We start from the raw sequence: 21,840 nt of genomic DNA, 5'->3' as shown, positions 1-21,840 counted from the left end.
GATGATCTGAAGGAAACGCCCTAACGTCCCGTCCACCGGGACACCGACGAAAGTCGCTGACCTGGGTCTGCGCATGCGCTGTTGGAGGTCGTTCCGTGCTGTCCGGCTGAGGGTTGAAGTTTGAGGGCGGTCAGCCGCGCAGCCCTGGGAGAGGCTGGCTGGCTGAGGGGGTGTGCGACCGATCCTCAGGCGGGTACGGCGCCGATCAGGCCGCCGTCGATGACGAGGTCTTGGCCGTTGACGTAGGACGCGTCGGACGAGGCGAGGAATGCCACGGCCGATGCGATCTCTTCCGGGCGTCCGAAGCGGCCTGCGACGATTCCGTCGGTCAGTGCCTTCGCCTCCGCCGTGGTCAGTGCGGCGGAGGGGTACACCGGGGTGTCGATGTATCCGGGGCTGATGGAGTTGACGCGGATGCCGCGCGGGGCGAGTGCGGCGGCGAGGGTCCGGGCCAGGTTGTGCGCGGCGGCTTTGGTCGCTGAGTACAGAGTCAGGACGCTGTTGCCCCGATGGAGGGTCCAGGAGGCGTTGATGACGATGGAACCTGAGTCGGCCAGGAGAGGCAGTGCCTTTTGGATGGTGAAGAACACTCCCTTGAAGTTGACGTCGACGCCGTGGTCGAAGTCCTGCTCGGTGATGTTCTCGAACGGCAGGAACGTGCCGGTGCCCGCGTTTGCGAAGAGGCTGTCGAGATGGCCGTGACGGTCGCGGACCGTCTGCATCAGCGCGTCCACCGCGCCGAGGTCGGTGGTGTCGGCGACGACTCCCGAGGCGCCCGGGCCGAGCTCCTTGACGGCGGCGTCCACCCGTGCGCGGGTGCGGCCGGTGACGACGACGTGGGCGCCTTCGGTGATGAGGCGGTGTGCGGTCGCCAGGCCCATGCCGCTGGTTCCGCCGGTGATGAGGACGGTCTTGCCGGTGAAGCGGTTCATGCCTGTGTTCCCGTCAGGGCGTGCGTGATGTGGTCGGTGAGGTGGGGGAGCCAGTCGGGCCGTGCGTTGCCCAGGAGGTGATCGCCGTGTGGGACGGACAGGTAGGTGCCGTGCGGTGCCAGGCGGGCCAGGGGCTCGCCGTTCGTCACGCCGGGAATGACGTCCTGTCCTCCGTCCACGACGAGCAGCGGGGCTGCGATGCGCGGTGCCAGGCCGGCGAGGTCCACGTGGTGGGCGAAGTCACGGGCGGCGTCGGCCCCTCCAGCGCGTTGGGCCATGATGTCCCTTACCGGCGGGGGCAGTTCCTCCCAGTCGAGACGGAAGGGGCCGCTGACGGTGGCGACCGCCGCCACGCGCGGCTCCAGCGCCGCGGTCCGGGCCGCGAAATAGCCACCCAGGCTGAGGCCGACGAGCCCGATGCGTGCGACACCGAGGGCGTCGATGACCCGGCCCACGACCTGCTCGTAATCCGGCCTGAAGGTCGTCGTGGCCGCGAGCACGCCCTGTCCGGGGCCGTCCATCGCGAACACCGCAAGCCCCCTGGCCAGCAGCGAAGACACCAGATCGAGGAACTCCTCCTTGGCCGAGTCCAGTCCAGGGACGACGACCACCGTGCCGGGGGCGTCTGCGGGGCCGCGCAGCCAGCCGGTGAATCCCTCGCCGCTCACGTGCCGCGCATCGGGTTCCAGCGCAGTGAGTGCTCGGCTCAGAGCGAGATCTGCCTCGACGGCGGCACGGTGTGCCTCCGCGTACGGCGCGAGGGTGGCGACGTGGAACCATCGGGCCGCCATCATCAGGTGCTCGCCCGCCGAGACGGAGGATGCTGCCTTCTCCGCACGCTGGAGGTAGGCGTGCCCGGTCTGCAGGAAGGCCGGCCCCCACTCGGCAACGGAGGTGAGGCCGTCGGTGACGCGTCGGTACTCATAGGGGTCGATGCCCGCGCCGGTGGCGCGGGTCCACTGGGCGGCGGCGAACTCGGCGATGCTCATCGTGTTCCTCTCGTCAGCAGGACGGCCTTGCCGCGTATGCGGCGCTCTCGCAGGTCGGTCAGCGTGTCGGCGGTCTCTGTCCAGTGGGCGACCCGGCCGATCTCCGGGTGCAGCCGCTCCTGTTCCACGAGGCGCACCAGTGCCGCGAGATCAGGACCGTATGGGGCGCCGGCGTAGTGGAAGTGCTGGATCGTGACGCGCTCGGGCCCGCCAAGGAGTTGGAAGAAGTCGAGGGTCACCGGGGTTCGGCTCGCCTGGCCGAACCAGACGAGCGTTCCGCCCGGGCTAACCTTCAAGAGGGCGAGTCCAAGACCCGTCCCGCCCGTGGACTCCAGCACGACGTCGAACGGCCCTTGAGCCGCCGCGACCTCGTGCACCACCTGTGCACCCAGCTCCGCGAGCCGCTCGCCGCGCGCAGCCGAGGCAGTCACCGCGGTCAGCTCGGCTCCGGCCCCAACGGCCAGCTCGGTGACGTAGTGGCCGACCCCGCCCGAGGCGCCGGTTAGCAGCACCCTCCTGCCGGCCACGGAACTGGCCGTACGCAGCAGCCGCAGGGCAGTGATCCCGGCCAGGGGCAGGGCCGCCGCCCGTACGCTGTCGATGCTGTCCGGGAGCACCGCGAGAGAGTGCGTGGGCACGGCCGCGTACTCGGCCCAGCCGCCCCGTGCCGGATGCCCGACCACACGGGTGCCGATTCCAGGACCCGAGCCGTCCGCTGCGGCCTGCACGACGAGCCCCGCGATGTCCTTGCCGGGCAGAAACCCCGGCTGGGGGTTTTCCAGGAGGAACGTCTCGCCCCGGTTCGGTGCGAACGCCTCGACCTTGACCAGTGCCTCACCGGGCTCCGGGACGGGCTGCGGAACCTCGGCGAAAGCCACCGGCCGCGCCTCTTCCCCCGTGGGAATCAGTCTTTGCATGCCGAGCATGCAACCCCCGTGGCCACCCCGCGATCCAACAACGAACAAGCAAGGCCGACAACTTATAGTTGTCACCTATGGTAGGAGCCATCGATCTCGATATGGCGCAGGTACGTGCCTTTGTGCGCGCCGCCGAGGAACTGCACTTCGGGCGGGCGGCGGGGATCCTCGCCATCTCACAGCAGGCGCTGTCCAAGCGGGTCGCGCGGCTGGAATCCCTGCTCGGCACCGAGCTGTTCCAGCGCGGCGGCAACGGGGTACGCCTCACCGAGGCCGGACAGCGTTTCCTCCCACCGGCCCGGCAGACCCTGGCCGCAGCCGACGCCGCGGTCGCAGCGGCGGTCGGGAAGGACCGTCCGCTGCGCGTAGACGTCTGGGGGCACCTCTACGCCCCGATGCGGACGCTGGCCCAGGTCGCGGGCCGGGCCGGGGAGCTGGTGCTGGGGCACGGGCGCGATCTGCCGTCGGTGACGGATGCACTGCTGCGCGGCGACATCGACGCGGCCTTCGGCCGGGTCCACCCACCGCTGCACACCGGACTGGCACACCGCCTCGTCCGCCTCGAACCGGTGGACGCAGTGCTGAGAGCGGACCATCCGCTCGCAGCCGAGGCGGCACTGAGGCCCGACCAGTTGCGCGGCAGCGTGCTGTGGGCACCCGGTGCGCTGGAGCGGCTCGACTTCCTCCACCAGTTCGCCGACCGATTCGACATCCAGGACAGAGCCGCGAGCCCCAACCTGGGCCTTACCCACTTCCTCGCCGAGGTGGCACAGGACTCGCATCGCTTCTCGCTGCTGCCCGCCGACGTGCCCCTGCCGGAGGTCCCCGGGCTGCGCTCCGTTCCCCTGGTCAACCCCACGCCGCTGTACGCCTGGTCACTGCTGTGGCGCAGAGGCAACGGACACCCGGGACTGGACGGCCTCACCGCCGCCTGCGCGGAAGAAGCCCGGCAAAGGCGCTGGCTGGAGTACGACCCGACGCGCGACTGGCTTCCCGAACCGCCCGCGAACGCATCGCGGGGCAAGCAGCCTTGAACAATACTGTCCCAAGCTGCCGTCCGCACAGTGTGCAAACCGGGCTCGATCCGGGCAAGGCGGCCACGACCGGTGACCATTGGCGCCGAACTGGTCGTTCCGTCGGTGGTACCGGATGCCTTTCGCCGGTGTCCCCCACCGTCCCGGTGGGCGGGCCGTCCCATGAGATCACCAGGACGAGCTACACCAACGCCCCCAACTCCTCGTCGCGGACATGTAGTCGATGAATCGCCGCAGAACAGAGCCGGAATCCGAGCTCCAGCGGTCCGTAATGCCTACGGCCAGGTCGCCGCTAAGCCCTACAAACTGCTGGTCCAGGCGCTCGGCAGGTCGGAGAAGGCCGCCATCGCCAAGTACGCCTGGAGCGGCCGCGAACGCCTCGGCATGCTCCGGGTCCGCGACGACGCCCTGGTGCTCCACGCGATGCGCTGGCCGGATGAGATCCGCAGCCCGGCAGAGCCGCTCCCGCCTCCCGCAGAAGTCTCGGACGAGGAGATCGAGCGAGCGCTCGCCCTCATGGAGACCATGACCGTCGAGGACCTCGACGCGCTCGACGCGCATGACGAGTACACCGAGGCCATTGCGCAGATCATCGAAGCGAAACGGGAGGACAAGCCGCTCCCGCAGGCGCCGGAGGTGGAGGAGCCGGTGCAGGTCCTGGACCTGATGGCCGCACTGAACGCCTCGGTGGACAAGGCCCGCGAGTCCCGCGGCGAGCACGAGGGAGAGGCCGAGGTGCACGAACTGCCGAAGCCGAAGAAGAAGGCCGCCGCGAAGAAGCCGGCCGCCAAGAAGACCGCAGCGACGAAGAAGGCAAGCAGCCGCAAGCCGCGCAGCGCCTAGCAGCGTGGGTCAGTAAACAACTCCTGGAATGCCGCGCCTTGTCGTGGAGTGGGTCGGTCGGGCGCTGCTGTTGAAAAGGCGTGGCTGCCGGGCAGTCGTGATGGGAAAATCGGTCCGCATCTTGATCCACATCCGCGTCCCGGAGGTCCGCATGGACGTCGCCTCGCTGCTGCCGTTGACCACGGCCCGGTTGTCGCTGCGTCTGTTCACTCCCGGGGACGCCGATGACCTGTACGCCTACCAGAGCCTGCCGAGCGTGGCGCGCTACTTGTACCGGCCGGCGCACACGCGTGAGCGCAGCGAGCAGGTTGCCGCCGAGCGTGCGGCGCAGACGGCCTGGCGCGCCGACGGGGACAAGCTGGCGCTCGCTGTCTGCCGACGCGATGAGCCCGGCGTCCTTGGCGAGGTGAGCCTCGCCCTGGCTGATGCCCGCGCCGCCCAGGCCGAGATCGGCTGGACTCTCGACCCACGTCACCAGGGGCACGGCTACGCGACCGAGGCGGCCGCGGCGTTGGCCGGGTTTGCCTTCGACACGCTGGGCGTGCACCGGCTCTACGCACGGCTGGATGTGGAGAACACCGGGTCTGTGCGGGTCTGTGAGCGCCTCGGGATGCGCCGGGAGGCGCACCTGGTCGAGAACGACCTGGACGGGGATCGCTGGGGCAGCGAGTACATCTACGCGGCGCTGGCCGCGGACATTGGCGGTCAATCCGGCAGTTGAGCCCGACGCCGCCAACCGTTCGGTCAAGCACACTCCGCCTCACCGGCGGCCCGGACCTCCGCAGCCTTCGCTCCGCATGATGGCAGGCGGCCGCCCCTAAAGCGCGAGCATGGACACCACCATCAACACAGCCGCCGCCAAGCAGCGGGGCACAGGCCGGAGCATCGCATCCTGGCGGTTCGGCAACGCGCAGTGGGCCGCTCCGTCGAACGCTCAGCAGCTGTCCACCGTGGACGTGCGCTGTGACAACGCCCTGCCCGGCGCTCCTCGCCAGGTCGGCTGCGTGAACCTGCAGGCGGTGCCCGTGCTCAGCTACAGCCTGACGGGTCCGTGGCCGGAGGTCGCGCAACACATCAAGGAGGACGCCCAGGCCACGGGGCTCCCGGGACGGTACGGCACGACGAACTACCTGACGCGCCTGACCGACGGCAAGAAGATCAGCGAGAACCGGGCGAAGGCATGCCCGTCGAGTTTGCCGCGCCCGCCGGGCAAGTCCTGTGACGAGTACCCTTTCGCCAGCACGTGGCAGGGCGCCAAGTACGGCGACGGTAGATTCAGCCGCCGCATGGTCAACGCCAGCCAGAACACCGACGCCGGCCGCATCAACGGCTTCTACACCTACAGCCGTGTCCTGGAAGGGGACCGCTTCCTGGTATGGATCAGATAGGTCCTGGCGCCGAGACGGGAGAAACAGCACCGTGAACGAGCCCAACCGCACGGGGAGCACCGTGGTAGGCGCTGAATACCACCTCTTCACGGTCCGGGACCCGGAAGGGCCGTGGCCGACGACCTCGATGCAGCCCGCACCGGCCTAGTATCCGCCGCGGGCGGTGCCATCGAGGTGAGGACAGGTATCCATACGGGCGGCGTCCAGGTCACCGTCGAGCCACATGCCCAGCAGCCCGAGTCTGCTGCCGGCTGGGAGGAGATCGCGGAGATCTCCTGTCACTCCCCGTCCGGGCAACTCCTCGTGTCGCCCTTCATGGACGATCCTGCGGACCTGCCCTCCCTGGCTTCCCAGGGGCCGGGCGATTACCGGCTGCGTGTCCACGCGCGCGGCAGGGACAACGCCGTCGACCTGACCATGGTCGACGAGGTGGTCGAGGATTACCTGATCCAGAGCTGGCCGGCCGCACACCAGGACGCCCGGCTGGTGAAGGCAACTGACGCCTACGGCCGCCAGGTACGGGCCCAGCCGGGCGACGACACCATCGTCATCGACCACGAGGACTCAACAGAAACCCAGACCGGCCGGGAACGCGACATCCTGCGCCGGGCCGCGCGCGGCGATTACTCCTGACCGGTCATACCGAGGCTTCGGTGGGGCGGCTTTACATGGCCGCCCCACCGAAGCCTTTTGTCGTGCTGGCGCAGGCTGCTGAACTTGAAAGCGTCATGTTGGCTGCTCGGCTCAGGTGGTCACCGCTTGCGGTCGGGGCTCCACTCGTAGGCTCCTGGGGCCGTCTCGATGACTTCGCGGGGCCAGGTCAGCCGGACCTGTTCCAGGCGCCCGCGGTGCTCGGCGATCCAGTCCTCCTCGGGCCGGGTACCCAGAAGCGTCGTAAGGCGGTCCGGGTCGCTCACCTGGATCGACAGCCAGCCGTCTTCATGCATGCGGATGTCGAGGCTCAGGCCGCGCTCTCCGCCGATGCTGGCTGTCTGGCCTGGTCCCAGGTTGGACAGCTCCTGCTCCCAGGAGTCCAGGTCATGCTGGAGGAGGTAAAGGTCGAGCCGGGCGTCGACGAAACTCGTGGAGGCGAGTACGTCAGCGTGCAGGATGTCGTGGCCGGTCAGCACGCCCGGCTGGAACCGTCCCGTGACGCGCACGATGCAGCGGTCCCCATCCGGATCGGCGAGGTGGATAAGGTCCATCGGAGCGGGCTCTGTCATGAGGTTGCTCGCTTTCGTGCGCTGTTGTGGCTGCATCGTCTCCTATCGCCGGACGGGCGACCCAGTCAGGACCCGGCATGGAGGAGTCACGTGCCCGGGGCCAAGCCGGTGCCGGCGAGACAGCCGTCGCTCACGTCCGGTGGGTACTGGAGCGTCTTGAGCGGAGTACCTGACGGATTCGAATACCGTCTGCTCCATCGCCACCCCAATGGAGACGACAAGGTCAGCTGCTGTTGTCGGTGTCTCGTGGTTTCCTGTGGCGACGTGTTGAGGGGGTGGCGTTGGTGCGTCGTGTGGTGGTGGATGAGTCGGTGTGGGGGAAGGCGCGGGGGCTGGATCCGTCGTTGCCGCCGTATCCGCTGGTTCGGCATCTACTGGATGCCGCGGCCGCGGCCGGCTTCCTGTGGGATCACTACCTGTCGGACAACCAACGCCTAGTGATCGCAGAGGGTATGGGGTGCTCCGAGGATCTGGAGCGGACGCGGGATCTGATGGCGTTGTGTGCGGGTTTGCATGACATCGGGAAGATCTCGGGTTTTCAGCTGTGCAGTGCTCGGGGCCGTGAGGGCCTGAGTAGTTCCCTGCTGGGGGATATGGGGCGTATCGGTGTGGAGCGGTTGTCGCATGACGTGGCGGGGATGCATGCGGCTGCCACGGTACTGCCGGTGCTCGGCTTCACCGAGGGCGGGGATTCTGCGCGGGCTGCGGTGCGCCGGGTGAGGGAGATCATCGGCGGCCACCACGGCAGGTTCCACCGACCAGAGGGCTGGCATCCGGGTAATGAGGACCTCCTCGGTGGCGCCGTCTGGGCGCAGCAGCGTGCCGCTCACGCTAGGGCGGTGTTCGAGCTGGTGGGGGAGCCGCTGGCACCGGAGCGGATCGAGGGCGCGGCCGCGGTGTTGGTGACGGGGGTGGTGATCCTGGCGGACTGGCTGGTCAGCCAGGAGCACTACCTGACACGACGCCAGGCCGCCTTGGAGGAATCGCTGAAGGATCACTTTGCCCGGTCGTGCGCGGACGCAGAGGATCTCGTGCGGGAGGCGGGTCTGCTGCCCGTGGCCTTGCAGCGCAAGGATTTCTCCGAGGCCTACGGGATCGAGGGGGAGCCGAACCCGCTGCAACGATCGGTGGCCAAGGAGTTGTCGGCATACCTGGCCGGGCGTGGCCTGTGGCCGGGCAGCGGTGGGATTTTGCTGGTGACGGCCGCGCCGGGGGACGGCAAGAGCGAGACGGCGATGGAGGCCGAGCGGGTGATGTCGGACTGCTTCGGCACCCGTGGGTTCGCGTTTCTGCTGCCGACGTTGGCGACCAGCGACCAGATGTACCAGCGGGTCGCGGGCGTTGTCGCGCGGCAGGCCGGCCCGGGTGTGGGGCTGACGCTGACGCACAGCATGGCCTGGCTGAACAGCGCCTACGCCGAGGATGGCCTCACACAGGTGCGTGTTCTGACCGGCGATGCAGAGGAGGACACCACTTCTGCGGGGGCGCGGCGGGAGGTGGACATGCGGCCGCGCCGGTGGCTGCGCGGCGCCAAGCGGCCGCTGCTGGCACAGTTCGCGGTGGGCACGGTGGACCAGGCGTTGATGTCGGTACTACCGGTGCGGCACAACGCCCTGCGGCTGCTGGCGCTGTCGAACAAGACGTTCATCGTGGACGAGGCACACGCCTACGACCCCTACATGCAGGTACTTCTGGGCCGGCTGCTGAACTGGCTGGGCCGCTTCGGCGTCCCGGTCGTGCTGCTGTCGGCGACCCTGCCCGCATCGGTCAGCGACCGGCTGATCAAGGAATATTTGCGCGGCGCGGGCATGAAGCCGAGCCGGCTGCGCGAGGCGCGGTTCACGGCGCCGTATCCGGGGTGGCTGTACGTGGAGGGCGCCGACGGCGAGTGCCTGCCGATCTCACCGCAGCGCCAGGCCGAGCAGGCCGCCGCCCGCACCAGCGACCTGACCGTCCAGATAGAACCCGTGGTGCACGGCGACAGTGCAGGACCGCGCAACCGCCTGACCGTGATCGAACGGCTCCTCACACCCGTGATGGCAGAGGCGGGGGGCTGCGCGCTGGTGGTGTGCAACACGGTCGCCGAAGCACAGGCCACCTACGACCAGCTCAAAGCCCTCGCAGAAGCCAGCGGCTGTGCGGCGGGCGAGGTGCAGTTGCTGCATGCCAGGTTCCCGGGCGACGTGCGCGAAGAGCGGACGCGGACTGTCACAGACGGGCTGGGCCGCTCAGGGCCAAGGCCGATACGGCGGATCGTGGTGGCGACGCAGGTGGTGGAGCAGTCCCTGGACCTGGACGCGGACATCGTCATCAGCGATCTGGCCCCGCTGGCACTTCTGCTGCAACGGGCAGGACGCTGCTGGCGCCACGAGACATGGTGGGCCATCCAAGGTCGGCCGCAGGGCCGCCCCCGGCCGGCCTGGGCGAGAGGCCCGAGGCTGGTGGTCCTGGACCCGGTCGCGGCCGGCCCAGGCGTGCCGCGCCAGTGGGGCGAGGTATACCCGGAGTTCCTCCTGCGAGCCACCTCCGAGGTCCTCGCCAAGCGCGGTGACAAGCCCGTGCACCTGCCGGGGGACGTGCAAATGCTGGTAGAAGACGTCCACGGCCTGCAGGCCGAGATGTTCGACTGGGACGACCCGGCCCAGTCGGCGGCCTACTCCGCCTACAAGGGCAAGGAACTGGCCGAACGCAGCGTCGGAAACCTGCTGGTCATCCCGCGAGCCGGCAGTGTGGCCGGCCTGGACAACCTGCACCACCTCGACGGCACGGAAGACGAGTGGGAGGCCTCGACCCGCCTGGGGGCCGACGCCGTACGCCTACTGTGCACCTACACACACCCCGACGGCACCATCACCCTTGACCTGGAGGGCACGCAGCTCCTCCCCGGCACCGACCAGCAGCTCACACCGGCAGACGTCAAGACAGTGATGGCACGGACGATCCCCGTCAACGCCAACTGGTTCACAGGCGAGCAGAACAGCCACCAACCGCCCCCGCAGTGGTCGGAACACCCCATGCTCGGAGACTTGCTGGTACTGCGCCAGCCCGTAGCCAACGGAGAAGTGCAGCCTGTCCCCGTGGCCGGCAAGCACCTGCATCTGGACCTGGAACGCGGTCTCGTGAGGCAATGAACGGAGCCCTGGGCCGTGCTAAAGGATTTGCCAAGCCGCTGCTACGGTGCAGGTCAGGAAGTGTCCTCCCCGCCGACGCGGGGGTGCTCCGGTATTGCGCACCGAGGCGACGAGATGGCGCGGGTCCTCCCCGCCGACGCGGGGGTGCTCCGCGAGCGCGCAGCACCTCGGTGGCGGAGGCTGGGTCCTCCCCGCCGACGCGGGGGTGCTCCGGTGCCGTGGTGATCCCGGTCGACATCGTTCCGGTCCTCCCCGCCGACGCGGGGGTGCTCCGCTGGTGGCCGGCGAGTTCAGTGTCACGCTGGCGTCCTCCCCGCCGACGCGGGGGTGCTCCGCCGGTGCCGTCGAGGGTGAACGCCTCAGATGCGTCCTCCCCGCCGACGCGGGGGTGCTCCCCTGCGGCATATGCCAGACCACCGCAGGGCGCCGTCCTCCCCGCCGACGCGGGGGTGCTCCGAAGTACGTGACGGGCAGCGGGCGGGCCGAGAAGTCCTCCCCGCCGACGCGGGGGTGCTCCGATGTCCGAATCGTCGGGGCGGCTATGAGGCCGTCCTCCCCGCCGACGCGGGGGTGCTCCGCACCTGGACGAACGCGGCAACAGCGCAGCCCGGTCCTCCCCGCCGACGCGGGGGTGCTCCGAACTCGCCGAGCTGGACGCAGCCGAACAGGAGGTCCTCCCCGCCGACGCGGGGGTGCTCCGGTCCAGCAGGCACCGAAGGAGCTCGCGGACTCGTCCTCCCCGCCGACGCGGGGGTGCTCCGGGAACAGAAGCCCTCCCATCAACTCAGGGGGAGTCCTCCCCGCCGACGCGGGGGTGCTCCCGTCCGGCCGGACTCCTGGACCACGCCAGCGCGGTCCTCCCCGCCGACGCGGGGGTGCTCCGGTGAAGGCCTCAGCGGACAATGTGGCGGCCGAGTCCTCCCCGCCGACGCGGGGGTGCTCCGCCAGTGCTCGACAGGCGCACGTCTGCCCGGGGGTCCTCCCCGCCGACGCGGGGGTGCTCCGCTGTTCAGCGGCCCGGCCATTCAGGTCAGCTCGTCCTCCCCGCCGACGCGGGGGTGCTCCGCTGTTCAGCGGCCCGGCCATTCAGGTCAGCTCGTCCTCCCCGCCGACGCGGGGGTGCTCCGTGCTCCCACAGCCTGGTGTGGTCGGTGCTCTCGTCCTCCCTGCCGACGCGGGGGTGCTTCGACGGAGAAGGAGCTCGCCGTCGGCCCCGACCCGTCCTCCCCGCCGACGCGGGGGTGGTGCTCCGTACGGGCCGGCGCCCCCGATCCAGGCGGCGCTGTCTTCCCTGCCGACGCGGGGGTGCTCCGAGGACATGACGGCAGCGACCCCGTCCCTAACGTCCTTCCCGCCAATGTGGGGGTTTCCGCGGCAGAGTCCTCCTCGCCGACGCGAGGGTGCTTCGACGGCCCGGCAAGTCGCCGTCGCGCGTGACCCGTCCTCCCCGCCGACGCGGGGGTGCTTCGAACGACGGCTCGACGCGCGACGTGGACGTTCCGTTCTCCCCGCCGACGCGGGGGTGCTTTGTCGAGGTCGACGTCCGTAGGGTTGATGCGCTCGTCTTCCCTGCCGACGCGGGGGTGCTCCGACCTGGCAGTACGCCTTCGAGGTCGCGAACGGGTCCTCCCTGCCGACGCGAGGGTGTACCGAAGGAGTGGGGTGCGCTAGTCACCCACTTCGTGTCTCCCCGCCGACGCGGGGGTGCTTCGAAGGCGTTCGGCAAACCGGCCATGTCGGGTGCGTCCTCCCCGCCGACGCGGGGGTGCTTCGCTGACCATCGCGCTGGACCGCCGGGTGGACGAGTCTTCCCCGCCGACGCGGGGGTGCTCCGTCGGAGCAGGAGCGACTGAGCGAACAGCTCACGCTCTCCCCGCCGATGCGGGGGTGCTCCGCCACCGTCAGCAGGGCTGATGTTGCTCGCGTCGTCCTCCCCGCCGCGGGGGTGCTCCGCAGACCTGTCACCCCAGGGCCACCATCGAAGGGTCCTCCCCGCCGACGCGGGGGTGCTCCGGTCCCCACCGGCCTCGTCTCCCTGGCCAAGACGTCCTCCCCGCCGACGGGGGGTGCTCCGAGCGAAGGCAGCACGGGTGACCTGCTGGCTTCGTCCTCCTCGCCGACGTGGGGGCTCCGTCGGTGAGGGGGCTCTCGTAGGCGAACCATTCGTCCTCCCCGCCGACGCGAGGGTGCTCCGAAGACCGGCAAGGATCTCGACTACGGTTGGCGGTCCTCCCTGCCGACGGGGGGCTCCGGACCCCGACAACCCGCAGCGGAACCTCAGGGTGTCCTACGGGGGTGCTCCGCCGTGGCCGGAGAGATCGACCGGGAGCTGGCCGCCCTCCCCGCCGACGCGGGGTGCTCCGGCGCAGCTGCGCCAGGTCCTCGAGGGCCAGGCGTCCTCCCCGCTGGCGCGGGGGTGCTCCGGCGCGGTAGTGCTTGCGGGACATGGCCACGGAGCCCTCCCAGCCGATGCGGGGGTTGCATCGAAAAATCCGCAGGCGGGTGGGCAACCATCCGGGTGCTCCCGCCGACGCGGGGGTGCTTCGATGCTCATGGAGCGCACCGGCACTGGTCGAGAGTTCTCCCCGCCGACGCGGGAGTACTTCGTCACGATATTGGGTTCTTGGGACCACTGAGGCGTTCTCCCCGCCGACGCGGGGGTGCTTCGGGCGACCACATCGAGCAGCGGGTGCAGGTCACGTTCTCCCTGCCGACGCGGGGGTGCTTCGACACCCGGTCAGCTCCGGGAGGAGGCAACCGAGTTCTCCCCGCCGACGCTGGGGTGCTCCGCCGTTCACGGACGACTGGACCGGGGACTTGTGGTCCTCCCCGCCGACGCGGGGGTGCTCCGGCAGCCAGTGCGCGCCGGGTCCCGGGGTGGCCGTCCTCCCCGCCGACGCGGGGGTGCTCCGCCGGATGGGGCCTGTACCGCCATGACGGCGCCGTCCTCCCCGCCGACGCGGGGGTGCTCCGGAGGCGTATCGGGAGGGCCGCCTGCCGGAGATGACCCTCCCCGCCTACCCCGGGGGTGCTGGAAGTCGAAGGACATCGAGGCGGCGTCTTCCCCGCATACGCGGGGGTGCTCCGCCAACGATGAGCAGGCCGAGCGCAGGCGTGGCGTCCTCCCCGCCGACGCGGGGGTGCTTCGCTCAAGGCGGCGAAGCAGCAGTACCCGGCGACGTCCTCCCCGCCGACGCGGGGGTGCTCCGCCCTGCCACAGCACCGAGACCGCACGCCACCAGTCCTCCCTGCCGATGCGGGGGAGCTCCGGAGACAATCGGGGCCAGCACAGGTGCGTACGCGTCCTTCCCGCCGAGGCGGGGGTGCTTCGCCGGTGTACGGCTTCCAGCGGTGCAGCGCCAGGTCCTTCCCGCCGACGCGGGGGTGCTCCGTCGAACCGGCCGAAGTGCTCCCGCATGTACCAGTCCTCCCCGCCGACGCGGGGGTGCTCCGGCCAACCAGGCCCAGGTCTGGGAGCTGGTCTCGTCCTCCTCGCCGACGCGGGGGTGCTCCGCGCCTGACCCCGGACACCGCAGCCGAGCGCAAGTGCTCCCTGCCGATGCGGGGGTGCTGCGGTGCCTACGGCTGCACCGAGTTGGGGTGCCGTTGGGTTGAGCTGGTGTTTTGTGGTTTTCGGGGTGCGTTGTCAGTGGGTGCTGATTCACTGTGGTCACGTCGTTGTGGCAGGTGACGGGGGGGTGTTTGGCGTGCCTGCGTGCAAGGGCGGGTGAATTGTTGGGGTGTGGGGAGGGTTGCGGTGGTCTGTGCGTTCGACCTTCGTGAGGAGCCGTGGATCCTGGTGAGGTGGGAGAACGGCGCGTCCGGGTCGTGTGGGTTGCGGGAGTTATTTCATCGGGCTCACGAGATCGTGGATGTGGAGTTGCCGGTGCCGCCGGCGGCTGCGGGGCTGATGCGGGTGCTGGCCGTGATGACGGCGCGGATTGCCCGCAGCAGTGACGGGGTGCCGTTGGATGACGAGGACCTGGCCGCTGAGGCCGGTGACTGGCTGGAGGCCCGCAGCGACATCCTGGCCCAGGGCCGTTTCGACCCGAAGACGGTGGACGCCTACTTCGACGAGACGGTGCCCGAGGGCAGGTTCGATCTCTTCGACGCCGTCCGGCCGTTCTTGCAGGATCCGCGGCTGCGTGATGAGTGCCGTGACAGCAAAGGCGTGCCGGTCAGTTCTGGGGTGAACAAGCTCGTAGTAGAGCGCCCGACCGGGGTGAACGGAGCCGTGCTGTTCGGGCACTTCAGCGATGTCGACCCGGTCGCCGTGCCGGCAGGGCAGGCTGCCTGGTATTTGCTGGCGCAGTTGTTCAACGGTGCGGGCGGTAAGTGCACTCCGCGTCAGCTCGGCGGCGTGAAAACGGGGACGGTGGAGGCGGCGCCGCTGCGTGGCCTGGTCTCCTACTTCCCGTGGGCATCGAACTTGTTCACCAGTCTGCTGCTGGCGGTGCCGGTCCCGGGCCAGGGCGCGGAACTCGATCCGGCGGACGCGGCCCCGTGGGAGGCCGATGCTCTGCCGGATCCGCTGGGGCCGTTGCCGTCGCTGACGTGGCCGGCCGGCCTGCTGACCGGCCGCTTCCGCCATGCTGTCCTCCTGCAGCCCTCACCCGATCACCGGCAGGTCGTCGATGCCCACATCACCTGGTCCACGCACACACCCGCCCTGTCGGTACGCGACCCGTATGTGATCTGGGACCGGCGCAAGGACGGCTGGGCGGCGCGTGACGCGGACGGGCATCGGGCGTTGTGGCGTGATCTGGACGCGCTGTTGCTGAAGGACACCGATGCGCAGGCGCAGCGGCCGCTGGCGTTCAACGATCTGCCCGCCTCCCTTCGGGGCCGGCTCTCGGTGCGTGCTTACGGTTTCGACCAGGACCGTGCGCAGGTCGTGGACCGTACCTGGTTCGAGGCGTCGACGCCGCCTGTCCTGCAGTGGCAGGAGGAGGCGGATCCGGTGATGGCGCGTCACATCGCCCGCTGCCACACGGCGGCGGAGGCGGTGGGGGAGCGGCTTGAGTGGGCGGCGAAGCTGGCCTGGAAGCTGGCCACCGACGCCGGTGCCGCCGAGGAGGCGAAACCCAAGGTCGACCACAAGAAGCCGGGCCCGTGGGCAGCGGCCGCGCTGCGGCACTACTGGCCGCGCGCGGAAGCGGAATTCTGGCGGCTGACCACACCGGACCGTGTGGACCAGGCCGCGCTGCCCGTCATGGTCGAGGCGGCACTACGCGCGCTGGATGAGGCGCTCGGCCCGGTCAACCGCGCCGACATCAGAGTTGCCCGCGCACGCTCACGTGCCCGCGCCGCGCTGCGCGGCCTGCTGCGCACCACTACGGCTGCCTGAACCGGCTCCCACAGCCGCCTCCTTCTGGTCTTTCGTCGTCAACTGTTTGAGGGGCTTCATCAATGACGTCCACACCCATGCCCAAACAGGGCCCGCCGGGTGCGCCCCGCGCATCCGACCGGTTCGTTGCTCACGTGCTCGAGCTGTGCGGCAGCAGCCGTACCCGGTCGGATCTACGCTCGGGGCTCGGCCTGCCCGTGGAGCGCTGCAACCGCATGCACCGCTACCTCGTGCGCCGTCTGCCCGACACCCTGCACCCGGATGCCCGGCGGGCGTATTACGGGGTGGCCGCCCTGATCGCGGCCCGCCCGCCCCGCGCCCGCGACACCGACACCGAACACACCACCGAGGAGCCGGCCGCGTGGTGGGGCCGCCCGAACCTGGGGGCGAGCCTTGCCGCCGGGGTGAACGCCGGGCTGCTGCGCCCGGGGACTGCGGAGAGCCATCTGCACCTGTTCAGCCGGCAAAGCAGCGAGGCCGTTCACCGCAGGCTGCCCGCGCTGACCCGGCACCTGCTCGGCGGCGGCATCACCGTCGACTGGGCCGTCCTGTTGGAGGACCTCGCCTGGTGGGACCGCGACCGCGACGCGCGGGCCACCCGCTGGATGGAGGCCTACTACCGCGCCGTCAACGAAGGCGCCGACGAAGACAACGACGACACCCCTGCGGACGCCCACGCGCCGGGCGCCGAAACGACCGCCCAGTTGGAGGAGAACCACTGATGGCCCTGTACCTCGACCTCAACGCCACCCAGTCCGTGCCGGTCGCCAACCTCAACCGCGACGACCTCGGCTCGCCCAAGACCGTCCGCTACGGCAACGCCGACCGTATCCGCGTCTCCAGCCAGTCCTGGAAGCGCGTCATCCGGCACGGCATCGAGACCGAACTGGGGGAGAAGGCCGTGCGTACCCGCCTGATCCCCACCAAGGTCCGTGACACGCTGCACCAGCGGGATGGGTGGCCGCTGGAGCTGGCCGAGTTCGCCGGCCAGCAGGTGATCACCTGCCTGGCCAGGAAGGGCATCACCCTCGACAAGAACGGACGCAGCAGCGTGCTGTTCTTCCTTCCCGAGCAGGGGCTTCAGGAGCTCACCGCCCTGTGCGTCGAGCACCGCCGGGCACTCGAGGACAACCTCGGCAAGAAGAAGCCGGCCACCACCCTGCCCCCGGAACAGGTCGAGAAGGTTCTGAAGAGCCGCACCGCCTCGATCAGCCTGCTGGGCCGCATGCTCGCCGACCTGCCCGGCGCCAACGTCGACGGCGCCGTCCAGGTCGCCCATCCCTTCACCACACACGCGGCCGAACCGCAGCGTGACTACTTCACCGCCGTTGACGACTGGCTCGGCGAAGCCGAAAGCGGCAGCGGCCACCTGAACACGGCCGAGTTCAGCGCCGGCGTCTTCTACCGCTTCGCCACCGTCAACGTCGACGACCTCCTCGCCAACCTCGACGGCGACCGCAAAACCGCCCGCACCCTCCTCGCTGCCTTCGCCGAGCACTTCCTGATGTCGCTGCCGCAGGCCAAGAAGAACAGCACCGCCCCGCACACCATCCCCGACCTCGCCTACCTCGCCGTACGCACCCAGCGCCCCCTCTCCCTCGCCGCCGCCTTCGAAACCCCCGTACGCGACACCGACGGCGGCTTCGCCGCCAACACCCGCGCCGCCCTCGCCGCCCACGCCAGTGACCTCAACCGCCTCACCGGCGAGCGCCACCGCCCCTTCCACGGCCACGCCGCCGTCAACGACAGCAGCGACCTCACCAGCCTCGGCCACGCCCACGCCTCGTTCTACGACCTGATCGACGCCGCCGTGAACGCAGCTCTCCCGGCAGACGAGGACCAGCAGTGAGCGGCCTCATCCTGCGCCTGGCCGGCCCCCTGCAGGCATGGGGGGAGCGCTCCGTCTTCCCCCGGGACCGTGACACCGCCCCCTTCCCCACCCGGTCGGGCATCATCGGCATGCTCGCCGCCGCCGAAGGCCTGCCCCGCAACGACCCGCAAGCCACCGCCCTCTTCGAGGACCTGGCCCTTACCGTCCGCGTCGACCGCCCGGGCGTACGCCTCGTCGACTACCACACCGCCGGCGGCGGACAGCCCAAAGAACTCACCGCCGCCACCAGCAGCGGCGGCAACAAAGGCGCCGCCGTCATCACCCACCGCCACTACCTGGCCGACGCCGCCTTCGTCATCGCCATCACCGGACCCAGCGACCGCACCACCCGCATCGCCCACACCCTCACCCACCCGCACTGGGCCCCCTACCTCGGCCGGCGCGCCTGCATCCCCGACGAACCCCTCCTGCTACGCGCCGACGTCGACGACCCGGTCAACGAACTGCGCCAGCACGTCCCGCTCACCCCTAACCCCGCACGCGCGGCCACCGGACAGGACAGCGTCGAGGTGACGTTCCTGTGGGAACAGCCCCCCGCCGACCAGCCGGATGCGGCACCGTTCGCCACCCTCTACGACACCCCGCACAGCTTCGCCCCGCACACCCGCAGCCACGGCAAACGGCGCATCTACCGCACCCGCGAACACCTGCCCGCCGCACTGGCACACCACGGCCCGCACACCCTGCACCAGCGGCTCATCGACTACGCCCTCAACACACCGAAGGAGGTCCCGGCATGAGCAGCCCAGTCCTCGCCCGGATCCGCCTCAACCCCCACAGCCGAGACGTCCAGCGCGACCTGGGCGACGCCACCCAGATGCACCGCACCCTCATGCGACTGGTGCCCGACGACCTCGGCGACTCACCACGGCACCAGACCGGGCTGCTGTACCGCCTCGAGGAAACCGACCGCACCAGCACCCTCATCGTCCAAGCCAGCACTCCCCTCGACCCGACCCGCCTGCCACCCGGCTACGGCCACACCGACGTCCGCGACCTCACCCCCATGTTCCAGGCACTACGCAAGGGCATCGCCGTCCGCTACCGCATCGTCCTCAACCCGGCCAAACAAGAGCGACTACCACTGGACCAGAAGGGCCGCCGCGGCAAACGCGTTCCCCTGACCGGACCTGAAGCCGACCAATGGTGGATGCACCGCGCCGCCGAGGCCGGCCTCGACATCCACACCCTCATTCCCACCCCTGCGGCACCCGTCCGCTCCCGCGCCAAGAACTCAGCCGGCATGCGGCACAGCCTGATTCGCTACGACGGCACTGCACTGATCACCGACCCAGAAGCCCTGGCCCAAGCCGTCCTCACCGGCATCGGACGAGCCAAGTCCTACGGCGCCGGCCTCCTCAGTCTCGCTCCCGCCACCACATGAGCGCACCACGAAGGGGCGGCAACACGCGCAGGCGGCTTGCCGCCCCCACCCTCGCCATGCTGCCCCGCGTCGCCGACTCCCTGTCGTTCCTCTATCTCGACATGGTTCGCGTGGTTCAAGACGACACCGGTGTATGCGCACACATCCGAACGGACGACCGCCGTACAGACCTCGTCTACATCCCGACCGCCGCGCTCTCCTGCCTGCTGCTCGGCCCGGGCGTCTCCATCACCACACCTGCCCTGACCACCCTCGCCCGCCACGGCACCAGCGTGATCTGCGTCGGAGCAGGAGGCGTACGTACCTATGCCGGAGTACTACCCGACTCACTCACCACCCACTGGCTGCAGCAGCAGGTCACCGCCTGGGCGGACCCTCCCCAACTCCTGAACGTTGCCCGACGCATGTACAACATGCGCTTCCAAGACGACGCACTCCCCGACACCCTCACCCTGGAACAACTGCGCGGCATGGAAGGCCAGCGCATGAAAGCCCTCTACAAAATGCTCGCCCAGCAGCACGGCATCGGCCGCTTCCGCCGCAACTACCATCCCGACCAGTGGCACGCACAAGACCCGGTTAACCTCGCCCTGTCCGCCGCGAACACCTGCCTCTACGGCATCGTTCACGCGGCCCTGCTCGCCCTCGGCCTGTCACCCGCCCTCGGTTTCGTCCACGCCGGCACCCAACATGCCTTCGTCTACGACGTCGCCGACCTGTACAAAGCGCGGACCACCCTCCCCCTCACCTTCTCCCTGCACCAGTCAGCAGACCCCGAGTCAGTGCACGACGCCGCTTCAGAGAAGACCTCCGGCTGCTGCGCCTGCTGCCTCACATCGTTCGCGACGTACAGAATTTGTTGACAGCGACGCCGAATGAGAACCCCGACACGGACCGGTCCTCCGACGTGGAGGACAGTCTGGAACGTCGCGACGTAGAAATGGTCCACCTCTGGGATCCCGAGGCCGGTGTTCTGCCAGCAGGCGTCAACTACGCCCCCGGCGGCGCCTGATGCCTTCCATGCTGGTGATCGCCACGACCGCTGTCCCAGACCACCTGCGCGGTGCGCTGAGCAGGTGGACCAACGAGGTCGTCCCCGGCATCTTCGTGGGCTCCGTTTCAGCACGAGTACGGGAAGAACTATGGCAAGTTGTTGCCGACACCGTCGGCAGCGGGGCCGCAGTACTTGTTCACCCGGCACCCACCGAGCAGGGATACGCCATCCGCACCGCAGGCGTTCGTCGCCGAGTGCCGGTTGACTTCGACGGCCTCACTCTGATTCGGATGACAGCCGACCCTCAAGCAAAGGAAAGGCAGAGCGCACTCTAAGGTGCAGGTCAGGAAGTGTCCTCCCCGCCGACGCGGGGGTGCTCCGTACAAAGTTGATCTTCGAGTTCGGCGAAGTTGGTCCTCCCCGCCGACGCGGGGGTGCTCCGGTTCACACGGCCATGCCGGGTCTGGACGACGAGTCCTCCCCGCCGACGCGGGGGTGCTCCGCAGGGTCCATGCGGAAGCCTCGACGGGCGGGAGTCCTCCCCGCCGACGCGGGGGTGCTCCGCCCGGCGCGCTCCCCGAGACGGCCGCCGGCACGTCCTCCCCGCCGACGCGGGGGTGCTCCGGCCGCCATGTGGAGGGGCCGCCAGATCGACGGGTCCTCCCCGCCGACGCGGGGGTGCTCCGGCTGCACGGCGGCCGGGTGGGAGGTCGACTACGTCCTCCCCGCCGACGCGGGGGTGCTCCGGTCGACCAGGCGGCGGCCGCCCTCGCCGCGTTGTCCTCCCCGCCGACGCGGGGGTGCTCCGTCCGGCAACGGGCAGATCGTGTTCGGGGTGTAGTCCTCCCCGCCGACGCGGGGGTGCTCCGCACGAGTACGTGTGGTCCAAGGAAGCCGGCGAGTCCTCCCCGCCGACGCGGGGGTGCTCCGCTCTCGCCGAACTGGAGGCGACCGCCCCCGATGTCCTCCCCGCCGACGCGGGGGTGCTCCGAGGATTCGCAGCAGGAAGTGGAGATCACGGGCGTCCTCCCCGCCGACGCGGGGGTGCTCCGCTGGTCCAGGTCGGCAAGGCCGGCCACTACCAGTCCTCCCCGCCGACGCGGGGGTGCTCCGGAGGAGGTTCCGTTCACGTTCGGGCCGGTCACGTCCTCTCCGCCGACGCGGGGGTGCTCCGTATTCGTGGAGGTGGCGCAGACGGGCTGATACGTCCTCCCCGCCGACGCGGGGGTGCTCCGCCGGAGGCCAAGAAGCAGGACCGGGTCCCCGGGTCCTCCCCGCCGACGCGGGGGTGCTCCGATTCTTTGGACGGAGACCCAGTTACCGCCGGAGTCCTCCCCGCCGACGCGGGGGTGCTCCGCCCAGCTTGTCCATCATGCCGGCGGCTTCCTTGTCCTCCCCGCCGACGCGGGGGTGCTCCGCTCTACCGGAAGGCCAAGAGCGGCCGCCCCGAGTCCTCCCCGCCGACGCGGGGGTGGTCTGGCGCAGCTGGCCGTGGCGGTGCAGGCGCGATGCATGCACCGACATCGGACTTATCCCATTTCTTATCCCTTGCGGGCCCATTCGAGTCCGAGGTCGGCGAGCGCGGCGAGCTTGTCGGCGGTGAGCTTGGCCCGGCGGCTCTTGCTGTTGCTCAGAAATACGCCGAGCCGGATCTCGGCCCCGTTCTCCAGTCGCTCTACATGGGCCCTGGGCACCCGCAGGTGCCCCTCGCGGGTCTTGTACTGCGTGAGGGCCGCAACACCCCGCTCGAAGGCCCCCACGGGCGCC

Annotated in this window: 17 protein-coding genes, 1 pseudogene and 2 CRISPR repeat arrays; of the genes and pseudogenes, 13 read left to right on the top strand and 5 right to left on the bottom strand. The window is 70.0% G+C overall.

All coding sequences use genetic code 11. The annotated features are described in order from the left end of the window. Positions 1 to 185: 185 nt before the first annotated feature. Genes AC0B9F_RS36555 through AC0B9F_RS36545 form a run of 3 tightly spaced genes read right to left on the bottom strand, consistent with a single transcriptional unit; the run spans position 186 to position 2,838 of the window. On the bottom strand, positions 186 to 932 hold the full coding sequence (locus tag AC0B9F_RS36555; protein WP_472009938.1) for an SDR family oxidoreductase: 747 nt from the start codon (positions 930 to 932) through the stop codon (positions 186 to 188). Then, positions 929 to 1,921, bottom strand: coding sequence for an alpha/beta hydrolase family protein (locus AC0B9F_RS36550; RefSeq protein ID WP_472009936.1), 993 nt, complete (start codon positions 1,919 to 1,921; stop codon positions 929 to 931). The genes AC0B9F_RS36555 and AC0B9F_RS36550 overlap by 4 nt, the downstream gene beginning before the upstream one ends. Next, the gene (locus AC0B9F_RS36545; RefSeq protein WP_472009934.1) at positions 1,918 to 2,838 is read right to left on the bottom strand and encodes a zinc-binding dehydrogenase; all 921 of its coding nucleotides are present in this window, start codon (positions 2,836 to 2,838) and stop codon (positions 1,918 to 1,920) included. The genes AC0B9F_RS36550 and AC0B9F_RS36545 overlap by 4 nt, the downstream gene beginning before the upstream one ends. Before the next feature lie 89 nt (positions 2,839 to 2,927). On the opposite strand from AC0B9F_RS36545, the gene AC0B9F_RS36540 reads away from it, so the two are divergent. The 5 genes from AC0B9F_RS36540 (at position 2,928) to AC0B9F_RS36520 (ending at position 6,736) form a co-directional block, all read left to right on the top strand. After that, positions 2,928 to 3,872 carry a LysR family transcriptional regulator gene (locus AC0B9F_RS36540; protein ID WP_472009998.1) on the top strand — a complete coding sequence of 315 codons (945 nt, stop codon included), beginning with the start codon at positions 2,928 to 2,930 and terminating at the stop codon, positions 3,870 to 3,872. Between the two features lie 162 nt (positions 3,873 to 4,034). Then, positions 4,035 to 4,715 carry a Ku protein gene (locus tag AC0B9F_RS36535; RefSeq protein WP_472009932.1) on the top strand — a complete coding sequence of 227 codons (681 nt, stop codon included), beginning with the start codon at positions 4,035 to 4,037 and terminating at the stop codon, positions 4,713 to 4,715. A 151-nt stretch (positions 4,716 to 4,866) separates the two neighbouring features. Then, the gene (locus AC0B9F_RS36530) at positions 4,867 to 5,436 is read left to right on the top strand and encodes a GNAT family N-acetyltransferase (protein ID WP_472009997.1); all 570 of its coding nucleotides are present in this window, start codon (positions 4,867 to 4,869) and stop codon (positions 5,434 to 5,436) included. Positions 5,437 to 5,545: 109 nt separating this feature from the next. Next, positions 5,546 to 6,103, top strand: a complete 558-nt coding sequence (locus AC0B9F_RS36525) for a NucA/NucB deoxyribonuclease domain-containing protein (RefSeq protein WP_472009930.1) — start codon at positions 5,546 to 5,548, stop codon at positions 6,101 to 6,103. Between the two features lie 111 nt (positions 6,104 to 6,214). Further along, the gene (locus tag AC0B9F_RS36520; RefSeq protein ID WP_472009928.1) at positions 6,215 to 6,736 is read left to right on the top strand and encodes a hypothetical protein; all 522 of its coding nucleotides are present in this window, start codon (positions 6,215 to 6,217) and stop codon (positions 6,734 to 6,736) included. A 119-nt stretch (positions 6,737 to 6,855) separates the two neighbouring features. Here AC0B9F_RS36520 and AC0B9F_RS36515 read toward each other — a convergent pair whose 3' ends face one another. Further along, a complete protein-coding gene (locus AC0B9F_RS36515) occupies positions 6,856 to 7,308 on the bottom strand; it encodes a DUF5959 family protein (protein WP_472009926.1) in 453 nt (150 codons plus the stop codon). A gap of 311 nt (positions 7,309 to 7,619) precedes the next feature. Here AC0B9F_RS36515 and cas3 point away from each other — a divergent pair, with 311 nt between their 5' ends. From cas3 to cas2e, 8 genes and pseudogenes are all read left to right on the top strand, one after another. Continuing rightward, positions 7,620 to 10,457, top strand: coding sequence for a CRISPR-associated helicase Cas3' (gene cas3, locus AC0B9F_RS36510; RefSeq protein WP_472009924.1), 2,838 nt, complete (start codon positions 7,620 to 7,622; stop codon positions 10,455 to 10,457). 2,577 nt (positions 10,458 to 13,034) lie between these two features. After that, positions 13,035 to 13,430: a CRISPR direct-repeat array (repeat unit 29 nt; unit sequence GTCCTCCCCGCCGACGCGGGGGTGCTCCG). A gap of 784 nt (positions 13,431 to 14,214) precedes the next feature. Continuing rightward, on the top strand, positions 14,215 to 15,804 hold the full coding sequence (gene casA / locus AC0B9F_RS36505; protein ID WP_472009922.1) for a type I-E CRISPR-associated protein Cse1/CasA: 1,590 nt from the start codon (positions 14,215 to 14,217) through the stop codon (positions 15,802 to 15,804). Positions 15,805 to 15,866: 62 nt separating this feature from the next. After that, positions 15,867 to 16,526: a type I-E CRISPR-associated protein Cse2/CasB gene (casB, locus tag AC0B9F_RS36500; protein ID WP_472009920.1), complete on the top strand. Its 660-nt coding sequence runs from the start codon at positions 15,867 to 15,869 to the stop codon at positions 16,524 to 16,526. Continuing rightward, on the top strand, positions 16,526 to 17,653 hold the full coding sequence (gene cas7e, locus AC0B9F_RS36495; RefSeq protein WP_472009918.1) for a type I-E CRISPR-associated protein Cas7/Cse4/CasC: 1,128 nt from the start codon (positions 16,526 to 16,528) through the stop codon (positions 17,651 to 17,653). The genes casB and cas7e overlap by 1 nt, the downstream gene beginning before the upstream one ends. Beyond that, positions 17,650 to 18,435 (top strand): type I-E CRISPR-associated protein Cas5/CasD, encoded by a 786-nt coding sequence (gene cas5e / locus AC0B9F_RS36490; RefSeq protein WP_472009916.1) that lies wholly within the window; start codon positions 17,650 to 17,652, stop codon positions 18,433 to 18,435. The genes cas7e and cas5e overlap by 4 nt, the downstream gene beginning before the upstream one ends. Beyond that, on the top strand, positions 18,432 to 19,079 hold the full coding sequence (gene cas6e / locus AC0B9F_RS36485) for a type I-E CRISPR-associated protein Cas6/Cse3/CasE (protein ID WP_472009915.1): 648 nt from the start codon (positions 18,432 to 18,434) through the stop codon (positions 19,077 to 19,079). Before cas5e ends, cas6e begins: the two co-directional genes overlap by 4 nt. A gap of 56 nt (positions 19,080 to 19,135) precedes the next feature. Next, positions 19,136 to 20,091, top strand: a pseudogene (gene cas1e / locus AC0B9F_RS36480) (type I-E CRISPR-associated endonuclease Cas1e). After that, positions 20,091 to 20,408: a type I-E CRISPR-associated endoribonuclease Cas2e gene (gene cas2e, locus AC0B9F_RS36475; protein ID WP_472009913.1), complete on the top strand. Its 318-nt coding sequence runs from the start codon at positions 20,091 to 20,093 to the stop codon at positions 20,406 to 20,408. Before cas1e ends, cas2e begins: the two are co-directional and overlap by 1 nt. A 17-nt stretch (positions 20,409 to 20,425) precedes the next feature. Next, positions 20,426 to 21,552: a CRISPR direct-repeat array (repeat unit 29 nt; unit sequence GTCCTCCCCGCCGACGCGGGGGTGCTCCG). A gap of 62 nt (positions 21,553 to 21,614) precedes the next feature. On the opposite strand, the gene AC0B9F_RS36470 is transcribed toward cas2e, so the two are convergent. Continuing rightward, the coding region (locus AC0B9F_RS36470; protein WP_472009911.1) for a helicase associated domain-containing protein at positions 21,615 to 21,840 on the bottom strand (226 nt) is incomplete at its 5' end.

Source organism: Streptomyces sp. NPDC097129, assembly GCF_055668065.1.
Note: the sequence above shows the minus strand (reverse complement) of the source record. Positions and strands in the feature narration are given on the sequence as shown.